15 protein-coding genes are annotated in these 20,316 nt (G+C 59.9%); 7 read left to right on the forward strand and 8 right to left on the reverse strand.

The genetic code is table 11. The features are described 5' to 3' along the window. Complete coding sequence (locus tag ACVDHI_RS16115; protein ID WP_049637076.1) at positions 1-1,785, reverse strand: GGDEF domain-containing protein; 1,785 nt, start codon at positions 1,783-1,785, stop codon at positions 1-3. 209 nt (positions 1,786-1,994) lie between these two features. On the opposite strand from ACVDHI_RS16115, the gene ftnA reads away from it, so the two are divergent. Both ftnA and ACVDHI_RS16125 read left to right on the forward strand, forming a co-directional pair. Continuing rightward, positions 1,995-2,519, forward strand: a complete 525-nt coding sequence (gene ftnA / locus ACVDHI_RS16120; RefSeq protein WP_010672333.1) for a non-heme ferritin — start codon at positions 1,995-1,997, stop codon at positions 2,517-2,519. A 162-nt stretch (positions 2,520-2,681) separates the two neighbouring features. Further along, entirely contained in the window at positions 2,682-3,866 is a 1,185-nt protein-coding gene (locus ACVDHI_RS16125) for an NAD(P)/FAD-dependent oxidoreductase (protein ID WP_447212273.1), read from the forward strand. A gap of 213 nt (positions 3,867-4,079) precedes the next feature. Here ACVDHI_RS16125 and ACVDHI_RS16130 read toward each other — a convergent pair whose 3' ends face one another. Further along, positions 4,080-5,300 (reverse strand): MFS transporter, encoded by a 1,221-nt coding sequence (locus ACVDHI_RS16130; RefSeq protein WP_041214206.1) that lies wholly within the window; start codon positions 5,298-5,300, stop codon positions 4,080-4,082. A 211-nt stretch (positions 5,301-5,511) separates the two neighbouring features. Between ACVDHI_RS16130 and leuE the strand changes: the two genes are divergently transcribed. Further along, positions 5,512-6,150 carry a leucine efflux protein LeuE gene (gene leuE / locus ACVDHI_RS16135; RefSeq protein ID WP_010672336.1) on the forward strand — a complete coding sequence of 213 codons (639 nt, stop codon included), beginning with the start codon at positions 5,512-5,514 and terminating at the stop codon, positions 6,148-6,150. Positions 6,151-6,184: 34 nt separating this feature from the next. On the opposite strand, the gene ACVDHI_RS16140 is transcribed toward leuE, so the two are convergent. The 5 genes from ACVDHI_RS16140 to ecpA all read right to left on the reverse strand — a co-directional run bounded on the left by ACVDHI_RS16140 (position 6,185) and on the right by ecpA (position 12,317). Beyond that, on the reverse strand, positions 6,185-6,859 hold the full coding sequence (locus ACVDHI_RS16140; RefSeq protein ID WP_447212274.1) for a fimbria/pilus periplasmic chaperone: 675 nt from the start codon (positions 6,857-6,859) through the stop codon (positions 6,185-6,187). A 14-nt stretch (positions 6,860-6,873) separates the two neighbouring features. Further along, positions 6,874-8,496: a hypothetical protein gene (locus tag ACVDHI_RS16145; RefSeq protein ID WP_447212275.1), complete on the reverse strand. Its 1,623-nt coding sequence runs from the start codon at positions 8,494-8,496 to the stop codon at positions 6,874-6,876. 2 nt (positions 8,497-8,498) lie between these two features. Next, positions 8,499-10,946, reverse strand: a complete 2,448-nt coding sequence (locus tag ACVDHI_RS16150; protein WP_029313396.1) for a fimbrial biogenesis outer membrane usher protein — start codon at positions 10,944-10,946, stop codon at positions 8,499-8,501. 78 nt (positions 10,947-11,024) lie between these two features. Then, the gene (locus tag ACVDHI_RS16155) at positions 11,025-11,684 is read right to left on the reverse strand and encodes an EcpB family pilus assembly chaperone (protein WP_010672340.1); all 660 of its coding nucleotides are present in this window, start codon (positions 11,682-11,684) and stop codon (positions 11,025-11,027) included. A 60-nt stretch (positions 11,685-11,744) separates the two neighbouring features. Next, positions 11,745-12,317: a common pilus major fimbrillin subunit EcpA gene (gene ecpA / locus ACVDHI_RS16160; RefSeq protein ID WP_010672341.1), complete on the reverse strand. Its 573-nt coding sequence runs from the start codon at positions 12,315-12,317 to the stop codon at positions 11,745-11,747. A gap of 586 nt (positions 12,318-12,903) precedes the next feature. On the opposite strand from ecpA, the gene ACVDHI_RS16165 reads away from it, so the two are divergent. Together ACVDHI_RS16165 and ACVDHI_RS16170 are read left to right on the forward strand one after the other, a co-directional pair. After that, a complete protein-coding gene (locus ACVDHI_RS16165) occupies positions 12,904-13,527 on the forward strand; it encodes a response regulator transcription factor (RefSeq protein ID WP_029313398.1) in 624 nt (207 codons plus the stop codon). Then, positions 13,524-17,123, forward strand: coding sequence for an ATP-binding protein (locus tag ACVDHI_RS16170; RefSeq protein WP_447212276.1), 3,600 nt, complete (start codon positions 13,524-13,526; stop codon positions 17,121-17,123). Before ACVDHI_RS16165 ends, ACVDHI_RS16170 begins: the two co-directional genes overlap by 4 nt. A gap of 31 nt (positions 17,124-17,154) precedes the next feature. On the opposite strand, the gene ACVDHI_RS16175 is transcribed toward ACVDHI_RS16170, so the two are convergent. Then, entirely contained in the window at positions 17,155-17,595 is a 441-nt protein-coding gene (locus tag ACVDHI_RS16175; protein WP_113069352.1) for a hypothetical protein, read from the reverse strand. Positions 17,596-17,756: 161 nt separating this feature from the next. Between ACVDHI_RS16175 and ACVDHI_RS16180 the strand changes: the two genes are divergently transcribed. Next, positions 17,757-19,430 carry a sensor histidine kinase gene (locus ACVDHI_RS16180; protein ID WP_048209419.1) on the forward strand — a complete coding sequence of 558 codons (1,674 nt, stop codon included), beginning with the start codon at positions 17,757-17,759 and terminating at the stop codon, positions 19,428-19,430. A gap of 76 nt (positions 19,431-19,506) precedes the next feature. Continuing rightward, positions 19,507-20,235: a LytR/AlgR family response regulator transcription factor gene (locus ACVDHI_RS16185; RefSeq protein WP_039040685.1), complete on the forward strand. Its 729-nt coding sequence runs from the start codon at positions 19,507-19,509 to the stop codon at positions 20,233-20,235. The last annotated feature ends 81 nt before the right edge of the window (positions 20,236-20,316 follow it).

Genomic DNA, 20,316 nt, shown 5'->3' on the forward strand with positions numbered 1-20,316 from the left:
TCAGGCGACGTTGCAGGCCAGTTCAGGGGAAAGGTGGGGAGACTGGGCCAGCACGGTCTGGTTGCGCCCCTGGCGTTTCGCCTGATACATGGCCATGTCGGCACGATGAATGAGCTGGCTCAGGCTGTCATCCTGCGTCGAGCGTTCCGCCACCCCGATGCTGATGGTCATGTGGGGGGCGGCCAGGTAGGCGATCCGGCTTCTCAGCTGCTCCGCCAGCCGCCAGCAGGTGGCCCCGTCCTGGGTCATGGCCACCAGAAATTCTTCCCCGCCCCAGCGCCCGATCAACTGCTGGTCCGGTGCCCAGCTCTTGAGCTCCCTGGCCAACTGCCGGATAGCCTGATCCCCCGCCTGGTGACCATGCTTGTCGTTGATCTGTTTGAAGTGGTCGATGTCGATGATGAGCAGGGTCAGGGGCGTTTCGTGCAGCCACTGCTGACCCAGTCTCTCCAGCAGGGCGCGCCGGTTGGGCAGCCCGGTCAGCTGATCGAAGGTGGCGAGCTTGTAGAGGTGGCGCGAGCTGCGGTGGAGCCTGCGGGTGGTGAGCCCGAGCAGGATCAGGGCGACGGCCAGCAGCACCAGCAGCAGCAATTGGTAGTAGCGGGCACTCTGCTGGTAGAGCAGTTGCTGGCGCTTGCTCTCGTTTTCCTGCTGCAACGCGCGATTGCTGGCCTCGCTGCGAGCCAGATCCATCTCGACCTGGAAGGCGGCCGCGTGCTGGCTCAGGGTCTGGTTGAAGTGCTGCTTGTAGTACTGCATGTAGCGGGTCATGGCCCCGTAGGCCTCGGGGTAGCGGCCCAGATCGGCCAGTAACCTGGCCTGCATCGCCCGACCATCCATGGAGAGAGGGGCGGTGTGCTCCATCAGCAGTTGCAGGGCCAGCTGCTTCTCGCCACGACCCAGCAGGGTTCTTGCCCTGATCTCGGTCAGACGGGAGGCCGCCTGCGGGCTATCCAGCCTGTCATAGATGGCTTGTGCCTCCTCCAGGCTGCGCCAGGCTGAGTGCCAGTCCGCCCGTGCGTTGAACACCATGGCCTGGTAGCCGAGGACGATGGCGCGATAGTGGGGTGACAGGCTCGGCGTGGCCAGCAGGGTATCGAGCAACTGGCTGGCTCTGGCAGGCTGGCCCATGTCGATGTAGAGCCTGGCCATGTTGGCCCGGATGATGGCCTGGCTGTTGGGTTCGTTGAGCTGCACCATCTGGCCGAGGGCATCCTGATAATAGGTCTCGGCCTCACGGTAGAGATTGAGGTCCGCATAGAGGTTGCCGAGGGTCATCAGCAGACGGCCGCACTGCAAGGTGGAGAGGATGGAACCCGGCTCTTTCTGCTTGAGGTGATAGGCGGTCTTGAGCTCGAGGATCGCCTCTTTCATCTGCTGGGTACGGTAGAGGGCGAGCCCGTTGAGGGCATGCCACTCCGAGACCTGCCTGGGGTGATGCCGGACCGCCGGCCAGAGCTGGGTGAGCAGCTCGAGCGCCTGATCCGGCGTATCGGCATCCAGGGTCAGGGCAATCTGCTGCAACCGGAAGTCGAGCAGGCGAAGGGTCTCCTGCTGGGCATTGGCCAGACCGCGGGCGCGGGCATTGTCGCGCTGTGCCTGGGGATAGCGGCCAAGGGCTGCCTGGGCCAGGGACCTGGCGTAGAACAGTTCCATATCCTGCTGGGGACTGGCGTCGAGGCGCTGCAGATAGCCGACGGGATCGCGCGCCGCCTGCAATTCAGCCTCTTTCAGCAAGGAGGGAGCTGCCTGCAACTGGGTCATCCAGAGCAGCGCCAGTGCCATAATGAATCTCATTGAATCCTTTCCCCGATCAATGGCGCCATCATAATGGCTGATGTCACCTACACCATGTTTCTTTGCTTCTCTATAACCGTATGGGGGAGAGGATGAGGTGAAAAGTCGTCGCAACTGCGGGGTGCGTCGGTTGTCTCTGGTTGCGTCAGGATGCAACAGTGGCGACAATCGTGGGCAAATCACAGTGGAGAATCATCATGTTGGCCAAAGCCATGATCGAGAAGTTGAACGAGCAGATTAATCTTGAATTCTATTCCTCCAACCTCTACCTGCAGATGAGCGCCTGGTGCGAGGATAAGGGCTTCGAGGGGGCCGCCACCTTCCTGCGTCAGCATGCGGTCGAGGAGCGCCAGCACATGGAGCGCCTGTTCACCTACGTGAGCGAGACCGGCGCCATGCCGGTGCTGGGGGCCATCGAAGCGCCTCCCCATGAATTCAAGTCCCTAGGTGACATCTTCCGCACCACCCTGGAGCACGAGTATCACATCACCAAGTGCATCAACGGTCTGGCCCACGTCGCCTTCACCACCCAGGATTACTCCACCTTCAACTTCCTGCAGTGGTACGTGGCCGAGCAGCACGAAGAGGAGAAGCTGTTCAAGAGCATCGTCGACCGTCTGAGCCTGGTGGGCGAGGATGGCAAGGGCCTCTATTTCATCGACAAGGAGCTGGCCGAGCTGGCCAAGGGCGCCCCGGCCAGCATCATGGACGGCAACGCCTGATAGTCGTGGACACTTAGTGTTCAGTCAGTACAATGACGGCCCCTTGTAAAGGGGCCGTTTTCTATTTGCAGGTGTCCTTGTACCGCTGTGCTGGTGTCTGCCGGGTACAATGACGGTCCTTTAAGGTAAAGGGGCCGTTTTTCTTTTGATGGGTGAGTGACGATGAAACAGGTGGATGTGGTGGTGATCGGTGCCGGGGCGGCCGGATTGATGTGTGCGGCCCAGGCTGGCTACCGGGGTCGCTCCGTGCTGGTGCTCGACAACGCCAAAAAGCCGGGCCGCAAGATCCTCATCAGCGGCGGCGGTCGCTGCAACTTCACCAATCATCAGGCGGGTCCCCATGCCTTCCTTTCGGCCAACCCCCACTTCTGCAAATCGGCGCTGGCGCGCTACACCCAGCAGGATTTCATCGATCTGGTGGACCGGCACGGCCTGAGCTATCACGAGAAGACCCTGGGTCAGCTGTTCTGTGACGAGAGCGCCAAGGATGTCGTCGACATCCTGCTGACCGAGTGCGACTGGGCTGGCGTGACCCTGCAGTTCCAGACCGAGATCCTCACCGTCAGCAAGACAGATGAAGGCTTCGTGCTCGACACCAGCAAGGGGGAGATCGCCTGCTCGTCGCTGGTGGTCGCCACCGGCGGCCTCTCCATGCCGAAACTCGGTGCCACCCCTTACGGCTTCAAGCTGGCGGAGCAGTTCGGCCTCACCGTGTTGCCGACTCGCGCCGGGCTGGTGCCCTTTACCCTGCATCAGGCCGACAAGGAGGCCTTCGCCGATCTGGCGGGGGTCAGCCTGCCGGTGGCGGTGACCGCCGAGGACGGCACCCGCTTCAAGGAGGCCATGCTGTTCACCCATCGCGGCCTCTCCGGCCCCGCCATCCTGCAGATCTCCTCCTTCTGGCTGGCGGGGGAGAAGATCCACATCAACCTGCTGCCGGATCTCGACATTCCAGAGACCCTCAAGACCTGGGCCCAGGCCCATCCTGCCCAGGAACTGAAAACCGTGCTGGGGCGCGAGCTGCCCAAGCGCTTCGTCGACAAGCTGGTGGAGCTGGGATGGCTGGTGAGCAAGCCGATGCGCCAGTACAACGAGCGGGAGCTGGAGGCGGTGGCCACCCTGCTGGGGGATTGGCAGATCCTGCCCAACGGCACCGAAGGGTATCGCACCGCCGAAGTGACCCTGGGGGGAGTGGATACCAACGCGCTCTCCTCCAAGACCATGGAGGCGCGCACCGTGCCCGGCCTCTACTTCATCGGCGAAGTGGTCGATGTGACCGGCTGGCTCGGTGGTTACAACTTCCAGTGGGCCTGGTCGTCGGGCTGGGTGGCAGGCCAGTACTGCTGAGGAATGCCGCGGCCCTGCGGTGAATGGTCCCGTCAGCGGCCTCTCGGGTGACAACTTCCAGTTGACCCGGTCGTCGGGCTGGAGTGCTGACAAAGAGGCTCGGCGGATGAGTCCGAGCGGACCGGGCCGTGTCAGGCGGCCCGAGTGATGGAACCAGACGCGGCCTGCTCAGGCCGCGTTTTTTATGGTCGGTCGCTGGTTGCCGCTTGGCCTCTAGCCTCTCCTGATATTGGGCAGGAAGGCGGTCAGCAGGCCAATAAGGGGCAGATAGGCGCAGACCTGATAGACGGTTTCGATGCTGGTGGCATCGGCCAATCTGCCCAGCAGGGCGGCCCCTATCCCTCCCATGCCGAAGGCGAAGCCGAAGAAGAGGCCGGAAATGGTGCCGACCTTGCCGGGTACCAGATCCTGGGCGTAGACCAGGATGGCGGAGAAGGCCGACGCCAGGATGAGGCCGATGACGATCGACAGCACCGAGGTCCAGAACAGGTCGACGTGGGGCAGCAGCAGGGTGAAGGGAGCGACGCCAAGGATGGAGATCCAGATCACCCGCTTGCGACCGATGCGATCGCCGAGTGGCCCGCCGAGCACTGTCCCCGCCGCGACGGCAAACAGGAAGGCGAACAGATAGAGCTGGGCGCTCTCCAGCGACAGGTGGAACTTGTCCATCAGGTAGAAGGTGTAATAGCTGCTCAGGCTGGCCATGTAGAAGAACTTGGAGAACATCAGCAGACCGAGGATGGCCAGTGACCAGCCAATCTGGCGGCGGCTCAGGCCGGTGCCAGCATGGGCCCTCATCCGCCGATGGAAGCTGGCGGCATGGTGGCTGGACCAGCGGCCGACGAAGCTGAGCACGATGACCCCGATGAGTGCGAACAACGAGAACCAGGCGGCACTGCCCTGTCCCTTCGGCACTATGATGAGCGCCGCGAGCAGGGGGCCGATGGCCGATCCCAGATTGCCGCCGATCTGGAACAGAGACTGGGCCAGACCAGGCTGGTTGCCGGCCGCCATGCGGGCGACCCGGGAGGATTCCGGGTGGAAGACGGAGGAGCCCATGCCGATCAGCATGGCCGACAACAGCACGGCGCCAAAGCTGCCTGCCTGCGACAGGTAGAGCAGCCCCACCAGCGTGAAGCCCATGCCCAGAGGCAGGGAGTAGGGCATGGGTCTGCGGTCGGTATAGAGGCCGATCAGGGGTTGCAGCAGCGAGGCCGTGAACTGGTAGGTGAGGGTGATGAGACCTATCTGGGTGAACGACAGATCGAGCCCCAGCTTCAGGAGGGGATAGATGGCCAGCAGTACCGACTGCATCATGTCGTTCAACAGGTGCGAGAAGCTGATGGCGGCGATCACCGGATAAGCGGTGGTAGTCGGGTTGTCCACCGCGGGCGGGGCGGTGATCGGGGTGTCGGTACTCAAGGTCTTGTCCATGGCTGGGGTATCACTCCCTCTACCATGCCCTATCCCGGCGCATCTGGACATAACCAAAGTGGGCGAACGCCCGGATTGCGTTCGCGTGGCGCGCAGGCCGTTCATGCTGACGGCGTGTGGATGGCAGGTCAGATCTTGTGCTTGGCGCGGGGCGGATTAGTATAGAAGGCCTGCCGCCGTTATCCGGCCCATCACCCGCCATGGAGGGAACATGTTCGAAAGCCTGGGTGTCATCAACGTCTGGACCTATCTGGTCGGTCTCTTCTTCATCATCATCGCCCCGGGCCCGAACTCCCTCTACGTGCTGCGAACCGGTGCCGTGCGCGGCATAGGCCCGGGTTATCGCGCCGCCCTCGGCGTCTTCGTCGGCGATGCCATTCTCATTTTCTGCGCCTATCTGGGGATCGCGTCCCTCATTCGCACCACCCCATTGCTGTTTACCCTGGTGCGCTATCTGGGCGCCATCTACCTGCTTTATCTGGGGGTGAAGATCCTGCACGCGAACTTCATCGCCAAAAAGGCGGGACCGGCGTCCGAGATGGATCCCGGTGAGCGCTATTTTACCAAGGCCCTCACCCTGAGCCTCACCAATCCCAAGGCGATCCTGTTCTACGTCTCTTTCTTCGTGCAGTTCATCGACTTCAGCTATGCCCACACCTGGATCTCCTATCTGGTGCTGGCTGGCATGCTGGAAGCCATGAGCTTCGTCTACCTGACCCTGCTGATCTTCGGCGGTACCCTGATGGCCCGCTTCTTCCGTCAGCGCCAGACGGCGGCCCGTCTCGGCAACGGCCTTATCGGCCTCTTCTTCATGGGGTTTGCGGCCAGGCTGGCGACGCTCTCCTCCTGATCCTGGGGATTGCTGACCGTCCGGTGTCGGGCACCTAGTCTGGCCAGCAATCCTTGCCCACCGGGATGAAGCGGGACTGGTAGACGATGAGCTTCTGGTTTCCCTGCTGATTGATCCGGGGATTGTGGTAGGTGTCCCCGGGCAGCAGGTACTTGCTGTCCGCCTCGCTGTCCGCCTGCTGGCAGCCCCGTTTCACCATGAACTCGAAATAGGTGTTGCCGGTATTGGTGATGGCGCTTTGTACCGGGTCCAACTGGTATGCAAAACGTGACTGACGCGGGCGCACTACCAGGATGGACTGCAGGGCCAGTTTCACCTCGACGGTTCCCTGGTGCTGCGTCTGGCTGCCTTCATCCACCTGGGCTGCCGGTGACTCGGTGAAGGTGATGCGGTAGTAACGCTCATGGTCATCGGCGGGCCCCTTGTAGTAGAACTTGACGTTCTGGGCATGTCTGGCGTGCAGGGTGAAGCGCCTGGGGGCAAACAGCAGCTCACCGGGGACGGTGGGCAGTGTTCTGCCTCTGGCCGTGGGATCGCTGATTTTTTCCATCTGTATGTCGTACAGCTTGGGTGAAGCACTGTTGTTGGTCAGGGTTCTGGTAATGAACTCCTGCTCTGGCGCCATGGCAAGAGTCATGGCGCCGATGTCGAGGGCGGCGGCCTGTGAGGCCAGCAAGCCGCCCAGCAAGGGCCAAAGTAGACGATGCATGTTGTACTCCATGGTCAGCGCCAGGTCCCCTTGATGGTGATGGTGCCGCTTTGTTCCACCTCGCCTTCCCACATCTCGTCGCCCATGGTGCGCTGCACCATGGGATCGGTCAGGTCGAATTCCAGCGCCAGCTTGTAAAACCGGGTGATGCCCTGGCCGTTGACGGGATCATTCCACTCCTGCGGTGGTTGATTGTCCTGTATTCCGAGGGTGCGAATATCCACCGGTGTGCGATCGCAGCTAATGGCGTGCCGTGAACCCGCGCCATGAGCCACCGAATCGAATACCAGCCTGGTAGGGATGGGGACGGCCTGTTCAGGAGCTGAGGAGCCTGCCGGATAGAAAGTGCAATATCCCCGATAAGGCGACCCTCTGTCCTGTGAAATAGAAATTTCCAGCATATCGGCACTGATGGGGCCGCTATCAGAGATATTGTATGAGAAGCTCAGAATATCTTTCCCGACCTGCCCCTCCCTGTAAGGATTGCTGACGCCCTCCGAAGACAAGATGGATACGCTGAAGTCCCGTGGTTTTATATGAATTTCGGTTGTGCCGCTGAATTCATAGTATCCACTCTCGGGAGCATATCCATTCTTCATATTGAAGTTGATCAGACTGCGAGTCAGTTGATCTTGCAGTCCCAGCCTTACAACTTGTTTGAAGAAATTGCTGGACAAGAAAAGATAAACAGATGGCTGTCCTCTTAAATAGCTGATGTTGTAGCGAGAGCCTTTGCTTGCCCAATTTTTCAAATCTGCGCTCATTTGCAGATCCGCAGAACCAATGGCGCTATTCAGCGAGCTGTTTTTGACATTGGTATACATGTAGGGCTCGGTGTAGTTCTGACTGCCATCTTCATTGAAGTTGTAATCAAGAAAACGACACAAAATCCCATCTCGGGTGCCCAGCCTGTAATTCTCACAACCTTGTGAACCGGGCAAGACATAAGGAACACCATTGCTGTCCACAATGACTTCACTTATTGCATTGGTTTGTACGAAGCGAAGATGGCCGGCCTTCTTGTGCTGCATGTTTCTGACATACCAGTTTCCGCTGTTCTGATTGATGCAGCGTTCACCGGCTGCCGCGTCATATTTGAGCGTGGTCCTGCACAGGTTCATCTCCCTGTTCAAAACAGCTCCGACAGGCATGGTTCGAAGATAATCAAAGAAACTTGCACTCAATTTGCCATGACCCCACCCGGCAGATGCCCCGATGAGACCGAAAAAGCCCAAGTCATCAACGACGGCCGGCTTGTTGACCGCCTCAGCGGTGTCGGGGTCACAACGGGTATAAGACATGATGCAGCGTTGGTTGACATAAGGACGGCGAATAGGGCCGTTTTCCCACATATCGACGTTCCAGTTGTTGATATCGGTGTTGTATCCGTTATCAACGTACGCCAGGCTCACCTGACCATTTCCTTTGAGCGAGGTCCAGGCATTTGCGCCGGTCAGCCGCGGATCCAGACCATCGGTCGGCGCAACAAACAGGTTGTTGTCTTCCTGATTTTCAATAAACAGGAAATGGCGCAGCGCGGCATTCGGCCAGACGGTTTTGGATACGGCCGCACTGCCTTGCTGTGCCCAGCCGGCGCCAAGTGCAATGACCAGCAGCAATCTGTGTGTGATGTTCATGTTCAATACTCTCTCACCATGGCGTAGGTGGGCAGTCCCTGGCAGGTCACGATGCCGACCCAGGCCGCGCCCATGTGTTGTGCAAGATCCAGGTCGGCTTCACAGAAGTCGCTTCCCCGGCGGAAAGTCAGCATGGGGTTGGCCTTGTCCACGTCCAGGGTGAACTCGCCGACCTCGTTGGTCACCGTGGTGCCGATGTGGTTGTCAATGCGGGCGTTTGCAAGCAGCGAGCCATCTTCTGCCCTGAGTACGCCAAACACGGTGACCATCTCCTTGATGCTGCTGCCGGCATCCAGAGTGGCGACGTTGCCGGGGAACAGGGTATAGCGCTGCTTGCCGGTGTTGATGTCATAGCTGTCCTTGCCCGTCTTGCTGTTGAGCAGTTCCACCTCGTATTCCTGATAAGGCGGGAGCGCCAGGAAGGTCTGTTCCCCTTGCAGGGGGTAGTCCTGTCCATTCACCTTGGCGAGCATCTGTCCTTCCCGGTGGATGCCGGTATTGATGATGAGGCCTGAACCAGAGGTGCTCCGGCTGGATGCGATCACGTCGTTCTCCGTGGTGATCAGGGCACCCCGTGCAATCAGGTTGCCATTCACGTCGCCGCCATGACCGCGACCCAGCGTCATGGTGCCGCCGATGACCCTGTTCTCGAACCCCAGGGTGCCGGAAAGCGCCATATTGTGTGTGTCGCTGCCGTGCATCATGCGGGAGGCATTCAGTGCGGCCAGGTTGATGGCTCCCTCCATGCGCTTCTGATAGTTGAGGTTGGCCGTGGTCTGGCCCTGCTCGTTGCTGCTCATGCCGAAGCTGAACAGATTGTCGAACGGGATGGCGTAGTCCAGGGTGATGCTCTTGTTGCTGAATCCATTGAGTGTGCCACTGTCGCTCTGCAGGCTGGCGCGCATGGAGAGGTTGCCGTATCGGCCCGCATAGAGGTGCTGGTAGTAATCCGCATAACTGCGATCGCTGTTCATCTGACGGTCGTGCGTGGTGTTGAAGGTCAGCTGGCCCATGCCGCTGACCCAGCCACCCAGATTGATCGTGATGCCGGCAGAGTAGAGCTCGGTTGCACTCACTCCCAGGGCATCGCCTGCATACAGTTTTTCCTGGCTGACCCACAGGGAGGCATTGTCATGGGCTTGCAAGGAAAGGCTGGACGCCAGCCGCCAGGAGTGATCGGTGGACAGCATGCTTTGCAACTGGGTGCCGAGGCGATCCGTGACCTGCCAGCTTGCGCGTGCCTCGCCGACGGCTGCATCCCTGAAAGCATAGGTGGTCGTCGCCAGATCAAGGGTATCCAGCGAGCGTGCCAGCGACAGACCGAGCAGGGGGGAATCGCCGCTGTGCTGGCTGTTCTCCATCATGCCTCCCCACCATTGCCATCCCCACTCCCGGGTAAAGCCCTGATTGCCGCCCAGCTTGGTGACTCGCTGGGTGGTCGTGCTGGTCAGGCGGCCGTCGACATAGACTTCGACCGTGACGTTGTAGACCCCGTTGGGGAACGCGGAGGTGTCGATGTGCTGGTTGCCGATCGCCAGGTTTTGCAGGCCTATCAGGCGTTCATCCCGATAGACCCTGACCTCGCCGTTGGCGGGCATGAAGACTTGCACCGGAGTGGTCGATTCGTTGGTGGTCTGTTTTCGAGATTGCGCCTGGTTGCCATAGGATGCGCCGTAGAGGCGACCCGTGGTCAGGCCCGTCACCACCCCCAGTGTCTGCAGGTCCCATGTCGAGACCATGCCTGCTGCGATGCGGCGATCATCGAGATCCCGCTCGTACATGGCGCGGTAGATATCGCCGCTCTGCTCCGGCTCACCCAGGTTGTAAAGGGAGGCATCCACGGCGACATGGTGCGCGCCCAGCCCGACGGTACTCTCCAGTTGAAGGAAATTGGAGTCCTGGTGCCCGCTCTGGGGGGTATTGATGAAGGAGTAACCCAGGTTGTAGCGCTGTACGCCCGTCAGGGTGTCCACCGTCGGGGTCAGTGCGACACGGTTGTCAGATTGCCTCGCCTGGCCAAAGGCATCCCGTGACACCCGGATGGTGAGCAGCATGGCGACGAGGTCCAGCTGCATGCTGGCATCGGCATCGATCTGTAAGTCGCCATCGGCAGAAAAGGTGCGTCTTTGCTTGCTGGAGAGCAGAGTGGTAAGGGCATCGTTCAGCACGCCTTGCTGCTGGCCGGCACTGAAATCAAGGTGCAACAAGTGCAGCTTGCCGTCTTGCAGCAGCAGGGTGGCATTGCCGATGGTGTCGTCGGTCAGGGTGTCGATCCTGTTGTCCTCATCCGTGTATCGCAGGCGTACCGGTACCGCCAGCCCCTCTTCCAGCGCCTTGGCAAAACTGGCAGGAATGATGACGTTGGCAATTTTGAGAGGGGCAGCAGTGCTGGCCGAGGCTGACATCGCAATCAGCCAGGAGAGCGGCAACAGCCAGGCTTTTTTCAACATATCGAGCACCATGGTTCCGGGTGTGGAGATCGAGAGCCGTCACCCTGCAAGAGGGTGGGGCGGCACCGTGATAGGGGGTTACTTGATGACGACGAATTCCTGACCCAGCCAGAGTCCCAGGTGGCTCTTTGGATCACGCATGTTGACCTGCTTGAACCGGCGCTGCTTGCCCGGCAGGTCGTAGTAGGTTTCCTTGCACAGCTCCTCGCCTTTCAGGCAGGGGCCATACGCTACCGTGCGATAGGAGGCATTGCCCTGGTTGGTGAGCGTGTCGTCCTTCAGGTCGTAGGCGAACCGGTGCTGGCGTGGTGTTACCACCAGAATGGTGCCTATCTGTGCTGACGTGGTGGCAACCGCCTGGCGGCGTTCGTTGCGCTGATCGTCGACGGAGAGCGCCGTGTCCAGCCAGCGGATGCGGTAGTAACGCTCCTTGTCATCCTGCGGGCCCTTGTAAAAGAACCTCACGTTGTTTCTGGCATTGGCGGGCAGCATCAGCCGACTGGGTGACAGCATCAGCTCGCCGCTGACTTCCATGGGGATCTCCTGCCCTCCCTCTTCCGGTGAGGTGATGCGTGTCACGCTGATCGTGACCAACCTGGCCTGGTCGCTGCCATTTTCAATCTGTTTGGCGACCTCCTGGCTGCCTGCATCGATGAAGGTGGTGACGGCGCCGACATTGATCGCCTGGCTGATACCGGGAATGAGCAGCAGCCAGATCGCTGCAATTTTCAGGTTCATGATGTGCCCCTAAGAGAACAAAGGGCCCCGCAGGGCCCTCAATGGTATGCGGTAGATGAGTTAGCTCCAGTTCGCTACGAACTCGACGTTGACTTCACCGCTCCACAGGCCGTCCGGCAGGGCGTCAAAGGTGGTGGGGGTGCCGCTGGCAGTGGCGCTTTCAATGTTGAAAGTGAAGGAACCCTGCGCCGTGACGCGTTCGGCATCGTTCTTGAAGCCGTTGGCAAGAGGAGACAGATTCCCCCCCGTGATGCCGGCAGCGGTGTCGATCAGGGTGGTGTAGGCGGTTGTGCTGACCGGTGCGCCGCCCCACAGCACGCCCACATCGACGGTGGAGTCGCCACCCAGGTGATTCAGGGTGCCGTTCAGCTTCTTCGCCTTCAGGGTGAAGTCGGTCGCGCTGGCATCACCCTTGATGGCGACATCGAACAGGCCGTTGACGGTGTTGAACCCCTTGATCCCTTCGGCATATTGGAAGGAGAGGCTGGAGAGCGGGGTGACCACCAGCTCGGAAGTGGTGTCTTTCTTGGCAGTGGCCTGCCAGGTCGCGACGGCAGACGCTTCTACGGCGGCTTGAGCGGTGGCGGCAAAGCCCAGGGTAGCCACGGACAGAGCAATCAGAGTCTTCTTCATTACGATATTTCCTACATATCTTCTGGATGGTTGTGACCACCCGGTTGGTTCATTGCCCGTCAGGGGCATGCCTTGCCACGTTGGCGACGATTCGACCAGTCGTGGCAGCCGGACCTGGAATAGGCTTCTCCTCGGACCAGCTTGTTTTTTCGTCGACAAAGATAGCGATCGGATCTGTCTTGATCGACCGAATGGTGTGTAGGAAAAATCCCAAAGGGGAATGGGGGGAACCCCTTGTAAAATAAATTTTTTTCTTTTTCTTTCAGTGGCTTGTAGCTTCCCATGTATTTGATTTATATGTTTTTTCGGTCTTTTTCTCGTGGGTGGAGGCCGGCTGGAAAAGCCGGGAAGGAGGGGAATTCAACGAGAGAGGGGGCTCGGCCACCACCAGGTTCCATACGAGGCAAATAAAATGCAATATATTGATAAATATATAAAAAATAAATGAAGCTATAATGATGATTAACTTGAAAATGCCATTTTTATATTTATTTAACATCTTGAAAACAAGGTCAGGCTGTATGGTGTCGTTGCTTGATTTGTAGTTAATATGCTCGTCGGACAGGGCTGAATAACGGATCTATATATGGCGAAGGTATTGATAGTAGATGATCATCCAGCAATAAGAATGGCCGTGAACATGTTGTTGAAGCAGGATGAACATCATGTTTTAGGCGAAGTGGATAATGGTGTCGATGCTATCGCCATGGCCAGGAACACTCATCCAGATATTGTTATCCTTGATATTGGAATACCTCAGCTTGATGGCATCGAAGTGATAAAAAGAATCAAGATGCTGGATATTGGCGCCAAGATTCTGGTGCTGTCTGCACAGTCCACCCACCATATTATGGTGCGGTGCCTGCAAGCCGGTGCCGAGGGGTTCTTGTCCAAGCTGGATGATTTGTATTTGCTGAAGGATGCGATCGCAAAAATAGAGAAGCGGCAACTCTATTACCCCCGTGACGTCATCGCCGGCGCCAGGCATGCCCATACGGTCGATCGGGAAGATCTGCTGTCGACCCTCTCTTCCCGCGAGATGAGCGTGCTGCTGCAGATTTGTCAGGGCCATGCCAACAAGCAGATTGCCCAAAGCATGCTGCTGAGCGAGAAAACCGTCAGTACCTACAAGACCCGGTTGATGAAGAAACTCAACATCACCAACATCGTTGATCTGATCAGTCTGGCCAGACGGCAGAAACTGCTGTGAACAGGGCGAAATTGCTGTTGCTTCTGCTGGCGCTGGTCTGGGTGTGGCCGCTGGCGGCCCGGGAACCGGAAGAGCCCCTGCTGCAAGTCTATTCGCGGGATGGCGGGGAATACCTCGATGCCAGCCCCTTGCCGCTGCATGGGGAGGAGTGGCGCTGGTTGCAGGAGCGCGAGCGGCTGATCCTGGGGGTGCCCAGACCCGACAACCCCCCCATGGACATCACCCTGAGGGCGAATGCTTATGAAGGGGTGACGGCCGACATCGTCGGCATGTTGACCCATCTGCTGCACATCGAGATCCTGGTGAAGGGATATCCCTCCAGGGCGGCTGCCATTGAAGCGCTCCAGCGGGGGGAGATCGATCTGCTGAGTACCTCCAACTCCTATGAGCGGGAACAGCATCTTCTGCTGACTGACAAATATATTGCTGACGATCCAGCCATCTATAAAAACATTCAGGTCAAAGAGCGAGAAATAAGAACAATAGCCGTGCCGGAGTATTATTTGCCGTTCATGGACATCATGCGCTATCTGTCGGACTACAAAATTAAAATATACCCGTCCCGCTATAGTGCATTGTCCGCGGTGGCATATGGTCAGGTTGATGCCGTCATGGTGGACATGATCTCCGGCAATTTCATCGTCAACAAGTTCTATCAGAACAGCATTCAATTATTGAAGCCGCTCTATATCGATACTGCCGGTTTTGCCTTTGCCCTCAACCCCAAGGAGCGGCGACTCAAGAGGATCATGGATATCGCGCTGGGGGAGATCCTCGATGGCAAGCGAGCGGAAGTGGCCAAACGCTGGAATGGGGGCGGTCTCTCCATCGGTGCCAGCAGGATCGACCTGAGCCGCGAGCAATGGAAATGGCTGGGCAAGCGGGAGAAAATCCGGATTGCGGTGAACAGCGGCATCCCGCCCCTCAGTTTCTATGACGTCACCGGTACCATGCACGGCGTGGTCGCCGATCTGCTGCAGGTCATGCGAGCCAAGCTGGGAGTGGAGCTCGAGGTGGTGCCAGTGAAGACACCGGAGCAGATGACCCAGTTGCTGGATAGTGGCCAGGTGGATGCGGGGGTGTTGAGCCCCTCTGCCGAGCGCAGGAACCGCTATCTGTTCAGCCGGGCCTTTGTCCTCGATCCCCTCTCCTATGTGGTGGGGCTGCGCCACCGGGAGGTCCCCCCTGCATCGCTGCTCAAGACCGGCACCGTGGCCATGGTCAGAGGCTTTATCTCGACCCAGGCCATCGAGGCGGAATACGGCAAGCTGACGTCGCGGCAGTTCGATACGATTGAAGACGCCATGCGTTGTGTGGCGGCGGAAGTGTGCGATGTGACCATACTGCCGCTGCGGGTGGCCAAGTACTACGTCAACAGCAAATTCCCCGACAGCCTGCTCATCACGGGAGAGCTGTTCGATTCCATCCCCATCGGTGCCGCGTTTGCGGTCACCCCCGCGCATCCCGTACTACGGGACATTCTGGACAAGGTGATTGCCATCATTCCGCCGGATGAGCTGGAAGGACTCTCCAACCGCTGGCGGGTCAATGTCAAACAGGAGAGTGTCTCCTGGCAGGAGTTGATTCAGGAGTTCGGGGTCTTTATCGCGTTGATCCTGCTGTTGACCCTCTGGGTTGGCCTGTGGGGCCTGTCCCTGCGCAAGCAGATCCGCGAGCGGCGGCTGGTGGAGGGGGCGCTGAGCACCCAGCTCAAGTTCATCGCCGATCTGGTGGACGGGACACCTCACCCCATCTATGCGCGGGATCTGAACGGGATCCTGGTGCTGTGCAACAGCAGCTATGCCAGCTTCCTTGGCGAGCCCAAGGTCGGTCTGCTCGGCACGGGCCTGGACGACGCGCGAACACGCTGGCCTTTTCTTGCTCCCCTGCACGGGGATCTGGTGCTTTCCTGTGACAGCCGCCGCGCCCAGGAGGGGGATCACCGTCTGGGCCTGCCGACGGGCGGGGTCGACGTCTATCACTGGGTTCAGCCTTACTACGATCTGGACGGCAATGTGCAGGGGGGGGTGGGGGGCTGGATTGACGTCAGCGAACGGGTACGCCTGCTCGATGAGCTGGCGGTGGCCAGCCAGGAGGCCCAGGAGGCAAACCGTGCCAAGAGCACCTTCCTCGCGACCATGAGCCACGAGATCCGTACCCCCATGAATGCCATCATCGGCTTGCTGGAACTGGCGCTCAAGCGGGGTCGGCTGCACGAGGAGGATCAGGCCTCCCTCGCCATTGCCCATGGCTCTGCCAGCGATCTGCTGAGCCTCATCGGCGACATCCTGGATATTTCCAAGATCGAGTCTGGCCGGTTTGAACTGGCCCCCGAGCCCCATGACATCGTGACCCTGACAGCGTCGGTCGTCACCGTATTCACTGCGCTGGCGAGGCAGAAAAGCCTGCGGCTGGAGCTCGTCACGGGCGATCCGTCCTGGGTGCAGATCGATGGTCTTTGTTACAAGCAGATCGTCTCCAACCTGATCAGCAACGCCATCAAGTACACCGATTGCGGATCGGTCACGGTGACGCTGGCTTCCTGGGTCAGCGATGGCTGGTGTACCGTGCAGCTCACCATTCTGGATACCGGTATCGGCATCGATCAGGCCGAGCAGGCCAGGCTGTTCGAGCCCTTCAGCCAGGCCAGCCAACCCGAGAAAATCCAGCAGTCGGGTACAGGCCTGGGTCTGATGATCTCCCGCTCCCTGTGCGAGACGATGGGCGGCTCCTTGAAACTGGAAAGTACGCCCGGGCAGGGGACCCGGGTCAGTGTCGAGATGAAGCTGCCGGTGGCCAATGCCGTGGCGATGCCCGCTGCGCCTGCACAGGAGCCGGTGGTGGAGCCGGGGCGGCGACTGAAGATCATGGTCGTGGACGATCATCCAGCCAACCGGTTGCTGGTCAGCCAGCAGCTGGCCTATCTGGGCCATGACGCCACGGCCGTCGAGTCGGGAGAAGAGGCGTTGCGGCGGCTGATCGAAGCCAGGTTCGATGTTGTCATGACCGACTTCAACATGCCCGGTATGAACGGATTCGAGCTGGCTCGTCAGTGCCGGGAGCTGGAGCGGCTGCACGGCTGGCGACGCACCGTGATCCTCGGGCTGACGGCCGATGCGCGGCAGGAGCAGATCAATGAAGGGCAGGCGGCAGGGATGGATGACTGTCTATTCAAGCCCGTCGGACTGGAGGCGCTCGATCACTGTCTGCGTCGGCACATGCAGCGGGAAGAGCAGAGTGAGATGGCCGCCTGCATGGAGGAGATCCGGCGGTATCTGGGGCCGCTGACTGCACACCAGTCGACCCTGATGGTGCCTCTGCTGGCCGAGTTCGTGCGGGCCAGTGACGACGATATCGCGGGATTGCAACGGGCTGCGGAGGAGGGGCATGTTGGCCAGTTCATCGACCGCATACATCGCCTGAAAGGGGGCGCCAGAATAATGGGCACTCTGAAACTGGTGGCGACCTGCAGCGAAATAGAATCCTGGGAGCTCGATCAGGCCAGGCTGCCCGAGGCGCTGGCCCGTTTGCAGCAAGAGTACGAGGTCGTTCGGCTGGCGGCGACCCAACTACAGGTGATGGACGGGGAGGAATGAAGGCATGGGAACATGCCTTCGGATCCTGTGGTCAGCCCAGCCAGTACACCATCAACTCATAGGCGGCGTCGCCCACCTGGTCCGGTCTGGCTGACGGGGCCTGATAGCTGAGGTAATAGCGGGTCGCCTGCGCCAGGGGGAGGGCGCGGCTTGCTTCGAGGGGTTGTCCGTTGAGCGCCAGCGTGATCCGGAGATCATCCTGCTGTGGCAGGGAGCCGTAGAGTGCGCGGGCTTGCAAGCGATAGGTGGTGTTGAAATCCGGGTGGCCCAGGTCAGCTGCGAGGATCTGGACGGGAGCCTGTGCCGGATCCGAATTGATGGCCTGGAGACCTGGGTGGGTAAGCGCTACTTCCATGTTGGTCTCTTTGCTGGCGGTGGCCCGCCAGTTCAGCTGGCTCACCTGCGTATTGGCGTGAACGGCGGCACTGCTGCAACCGATCATCACTGCCAGCACCATGCTTTTTTGAAACATAGTTATCTCCTTTGTCGGACTGGGCCCTCCTTGGCGAGGGCCTCCTCTTATCGGCGCTTTCCCCGAAAGCTGAACCGCTCTCCCCGGATTCGCCCATGAGTCGGCGGCAGATAAGGGGTATGATCCGCCCCCTGGCGCCATGCCATTGACGGAGGAGAGCCATGCTCGAAAATCAGATGATGTTGTTGGCGGTGTTTGAGCGGGCGGCGCTGATGCTGATGACGCTCTTTCTTCTCACCCGCACCCGGCCGTTCCAGCGGCTGTTCCAGAAGCGTGACCATACCCCGGCCGAACTGGTGCTGGTGGCGGCCATCTTCTGTCTGTTCGCGGTGTTCAGCACCTACACCGGCATTCCGGTGGAGGGGGCCCTCATCAACGTGCGGATCATCGCCATCATCTCGGGCGGCATCCTGTTCGGCCCCTGGGTCGGTATTCCAGCCGGGGTCATCTCGGGGCTGCACCGCTACCTCATCGACATGGATGGCCACACCTCCATTCCCTGTCTCATCGCCAGCATCATCGCCGGCCTGCTCGCCACCTGGCTGCACCTGCGCTGTCGCAAATCGCGGCTCTGGCTCTATGGCATCCTGGCGGGGATGGCCTGCGAGGGGCTGACCATGCTGCTTATCTGGCAGCTGACCGAGCCCCATGCGGTAGGTGTGGAGATAGTCAGTCATATTGCCTACCCGATGATCGCCGGGGCGCTCTGTATCGGGCTCATCATCAAGCTGGTGCAGGACCTGGACGACGAGAAGGAGCTGATTGCCGCCAAGCAGGCCAAGCTGGCGCTCGACATCGCCAACAAGACGCTACCGTTTTTCCAGAACATCGATCGCCACTCCCTTAGCCAGGTGTGCGGCATCATTCGCAGCGAGATCAGCGCCGATGCGGTGGCCATCACCGATACCCGCGACGTGCTGGCCTATGTGGGGGTGGGCAAGGATTACTACGAGCTGGACGAGCACCACGCCATCAGCGACATGACCCACAAAGCGGTGCTGCTCGACCAGATCATCATCAACAACGATCTGCGCCAGTACCATCTGGCCGACTTTCACTCGGTCATCATTATTCCGCTGAGAGAGAACGGCGCCGTCAGCGGCACCCTCAAGATCTACTACCGCCGCACCCACAGCATCACCAGTTCGCTGCGGGAGATGGCGGTCGGCCTCTCCCAGCTCATCTCCACCCAGATGGAGGTGTCGCGCATCGAGCAGCTCAAGGAGATGACCCGCAAGGCGGAGTTCACCGCGCTGCAGAGCAAGATCAACCCCCACTTCCTGTTCAACGCCCTCAATGCCATCTCGTCGCTGATCCGCATCCGTCCCCAGCAGGCACGCCAGTTGATCGCCAATCTGGCGGATTACCTGCGCTACAACCTCAACAAGGGGGACACCCTCATCGACATCCAGGAGGAGCTGCAGCAGGTGCGCGACTACGTGGCCATCGAGCAGGCCCGCTTCGGCGACAAGCTGGAGGTGGTGTTCGAGGTGGACGACGTGCATATCCAGGTGCCGAGCCTGCTGTTGCAGCCGTTGGTGGAAAACGCCATCCTGCACGGCATCCAGCCCCGCAGTGCGCCGGGTCGGGTCACCATCGAGGTGAAGCAGCTGGCGGGCGGCATCCGGGTCGCGGTGCGCGACACCGGCTACGGCATCAGCCAGGCGGTGATCGACGGGGTCGCCGCCGGTCGGGTGGAGAGCCGCAGCATCGGTCTGATGAACGTGCATCAGCGGGTCAAGCTGCTCTATGGCGACGGCCTGCACCTCAAGCGGCTGGAGCCGGGGACCGAAGTCTGTTTCTATCTGCCTGATCAGGAGGCAATGCCATGCTGAAAGCCATCATAGTGGAAGACGAATGTTTGATACGGGAGGAGCTGGCCTCTCCTGTGCTCCTTATGGGGGCAATGTCATGCTGAAAGCGATCATTGTGGAAGATGAGTATCTGGCCCGCGAGGAGCTGGCCTTTCTGGTGGGGCAGCACAGCAACATCGAGATAGTGGCGAGCTTCGAAGACGGGCTGGAGGCGTTCAAGTATCTGCAGGATCACGAGGTGGACGTGGTGTTTCTGGATATCCAGATCCCCGCCATCGACGGCCTGCTGCTGGCCAAGAACCTGCACAAGTCCAGCCATCCGCCCCACATCGTCTTCGTCACCGCCTACAAGGAGTTTGCGGTGGAGGCGTTCGAGCTGGAGGCATTCGACTACATCCTCAAGCCCTACAACGAGCCGCGTCTCATCAATCTGCTGCAAAAGCTCGAACTGGCGGGCAAGTCCCAGCCCCAGGGTGCGGAGTCCGGGACGCCACAGAACCGCACCGTCAATCTGGTGAAGGGGGAGCGCATCATCGTCACCCCCTGCGAGCAGATCTACTACGCGGAAGCCGACGAGAAGCTGACCCATGTCTACACCCGTACCGATCGCTACGTGATGACCATGACCCTCAGCGAGTTCGTCAGTCGGTTGCCTGCCGAGGGGTTCTTTCGTTGCCACCGCTCCTACTGCGTCAACATCAACAAGATCCGCGAGATAGTGCCCTGGTTCAACAGCACCTATCTCATCCGGCTCCATGACCTGCCGTTCGAGGTGCCGGTCAGTCGCAGCAACATCAAGGCATTCCGTCAGCTGATGCGGCTCTGATTGTCATTCATTCCCGCCGATCTGCATTTCATGCCGTAATCGGTCGGCGGGAGCGGCGTCTTGCCTATAGTGGCCCCAGTT

The sequence above is a fragment of the Aeromonas sp. 25-248 genome, from assembly GCF_053005425.1.

Excerpts from the sequence above, each read along its gene's own strand:
- ACVDHI_RS16115 (WP_049637076.1), bottom strand. The coding sequence starts at position 1,785 with ATGGCACTGGCGCTGCTCTGGATGACCCAGTTGCAGGCAGCTCCCTCC.
- ftnA (WP_010672333.1), top strand. The coding sequence starts at position 1,995 with ATGTTGGCCAAAGCCATGATCGAGAAGTTGAACGAGCAGATTAATCTT.
- ACVDHI_RS16125 (WP_447212273.1), top strand. The coding sequence starts at position 2,682 with ATGAAACAGGTGGATGTGGTGGTGATCGGTGCCGGGGCGGCCGGATTG.
- ACVDHI_RS16130 (WP_041214206.1), bottom strand. The coding sequence starts at position 5,300 with ATGGACAAGACCTTGAGTACCGACACCCCGATCACCGCCCCGCCCGCG.
- leuE (WP_010672336.1), top strand. The coding sequence starts at position 5,512 with ATGTTCGAAAGCCTGGGTGTCATCAACGTCTGGACCTATCTGGTCGGT.
- ACVDHI_RS16140 (WP_447212274.1), bottom strand. The coding sequence starts at position 6,859 with ATGCATCGTCTACTTTGGCCCTTGCTGGGCGGCTTGCTGGCCTCACAG.
- ACVDHI_RS16145 (WP_447212275.1), bottom strand. The coding sequence starts at position 8,496 with ATGAACATCACACACAGATTGCTGCTGGTCATTGCACTTGGCGCCGGC.
- ACVDHI_RS16150 (WP_029313396.1), bottom strand. The coding sequence starts at position 10,946 with ATGTTGAAAAAAGCCTGGCTGTTGCCGCTCTCCTGGCTGATTGCGATG.
- ACVDHI_RS16155 (WP_010672340.1), bottom strand. The coding sequence starts at position 11,684 with ATGAACCTGAAAATTGCAGCGATCTGGCTGCTGCTCATTCCCGGTATC.
- ecpA (WP_010672341.1), bottom strand. The coding sequence starts at position 12,317 with ATGAAGAAGACTCTGATTGCTCTGTCCGTGGCTACCCTGGGCTTTGCC.
- ACVDHI_RS16165 (WP_029313398.1), top strand. The coding sequence starts at position 12,904 with ATGGCGAAGGTATTGATAGTAGATGATCATCCAGCAATAAGAATGGCC.
- ACVDHI_RS16175 (WP_113069352.1), bottom strand. The coding sequence starts at position 17,595 with ATGTTTCAAAAAAGCATGGTGCTGGCAGTGATGATCGGTTGCAGCAGT.
- ACVDHI_RS16180 (WP_048209419.1), top strand. The coding sequence starts at position 17,757 with ATGCTCGAAAATCAGATGATGTTGTTGGCGGTGTTTGAGCGGGCGGCG.
- ACVDHI_RS16185 (WP_039040685.1), top strand. The coding sequence starts at position 19,507 with ATGCTGAAAGCGATCATTGTGGAAGATGAGTATCTGGCCCGCGAGGAG.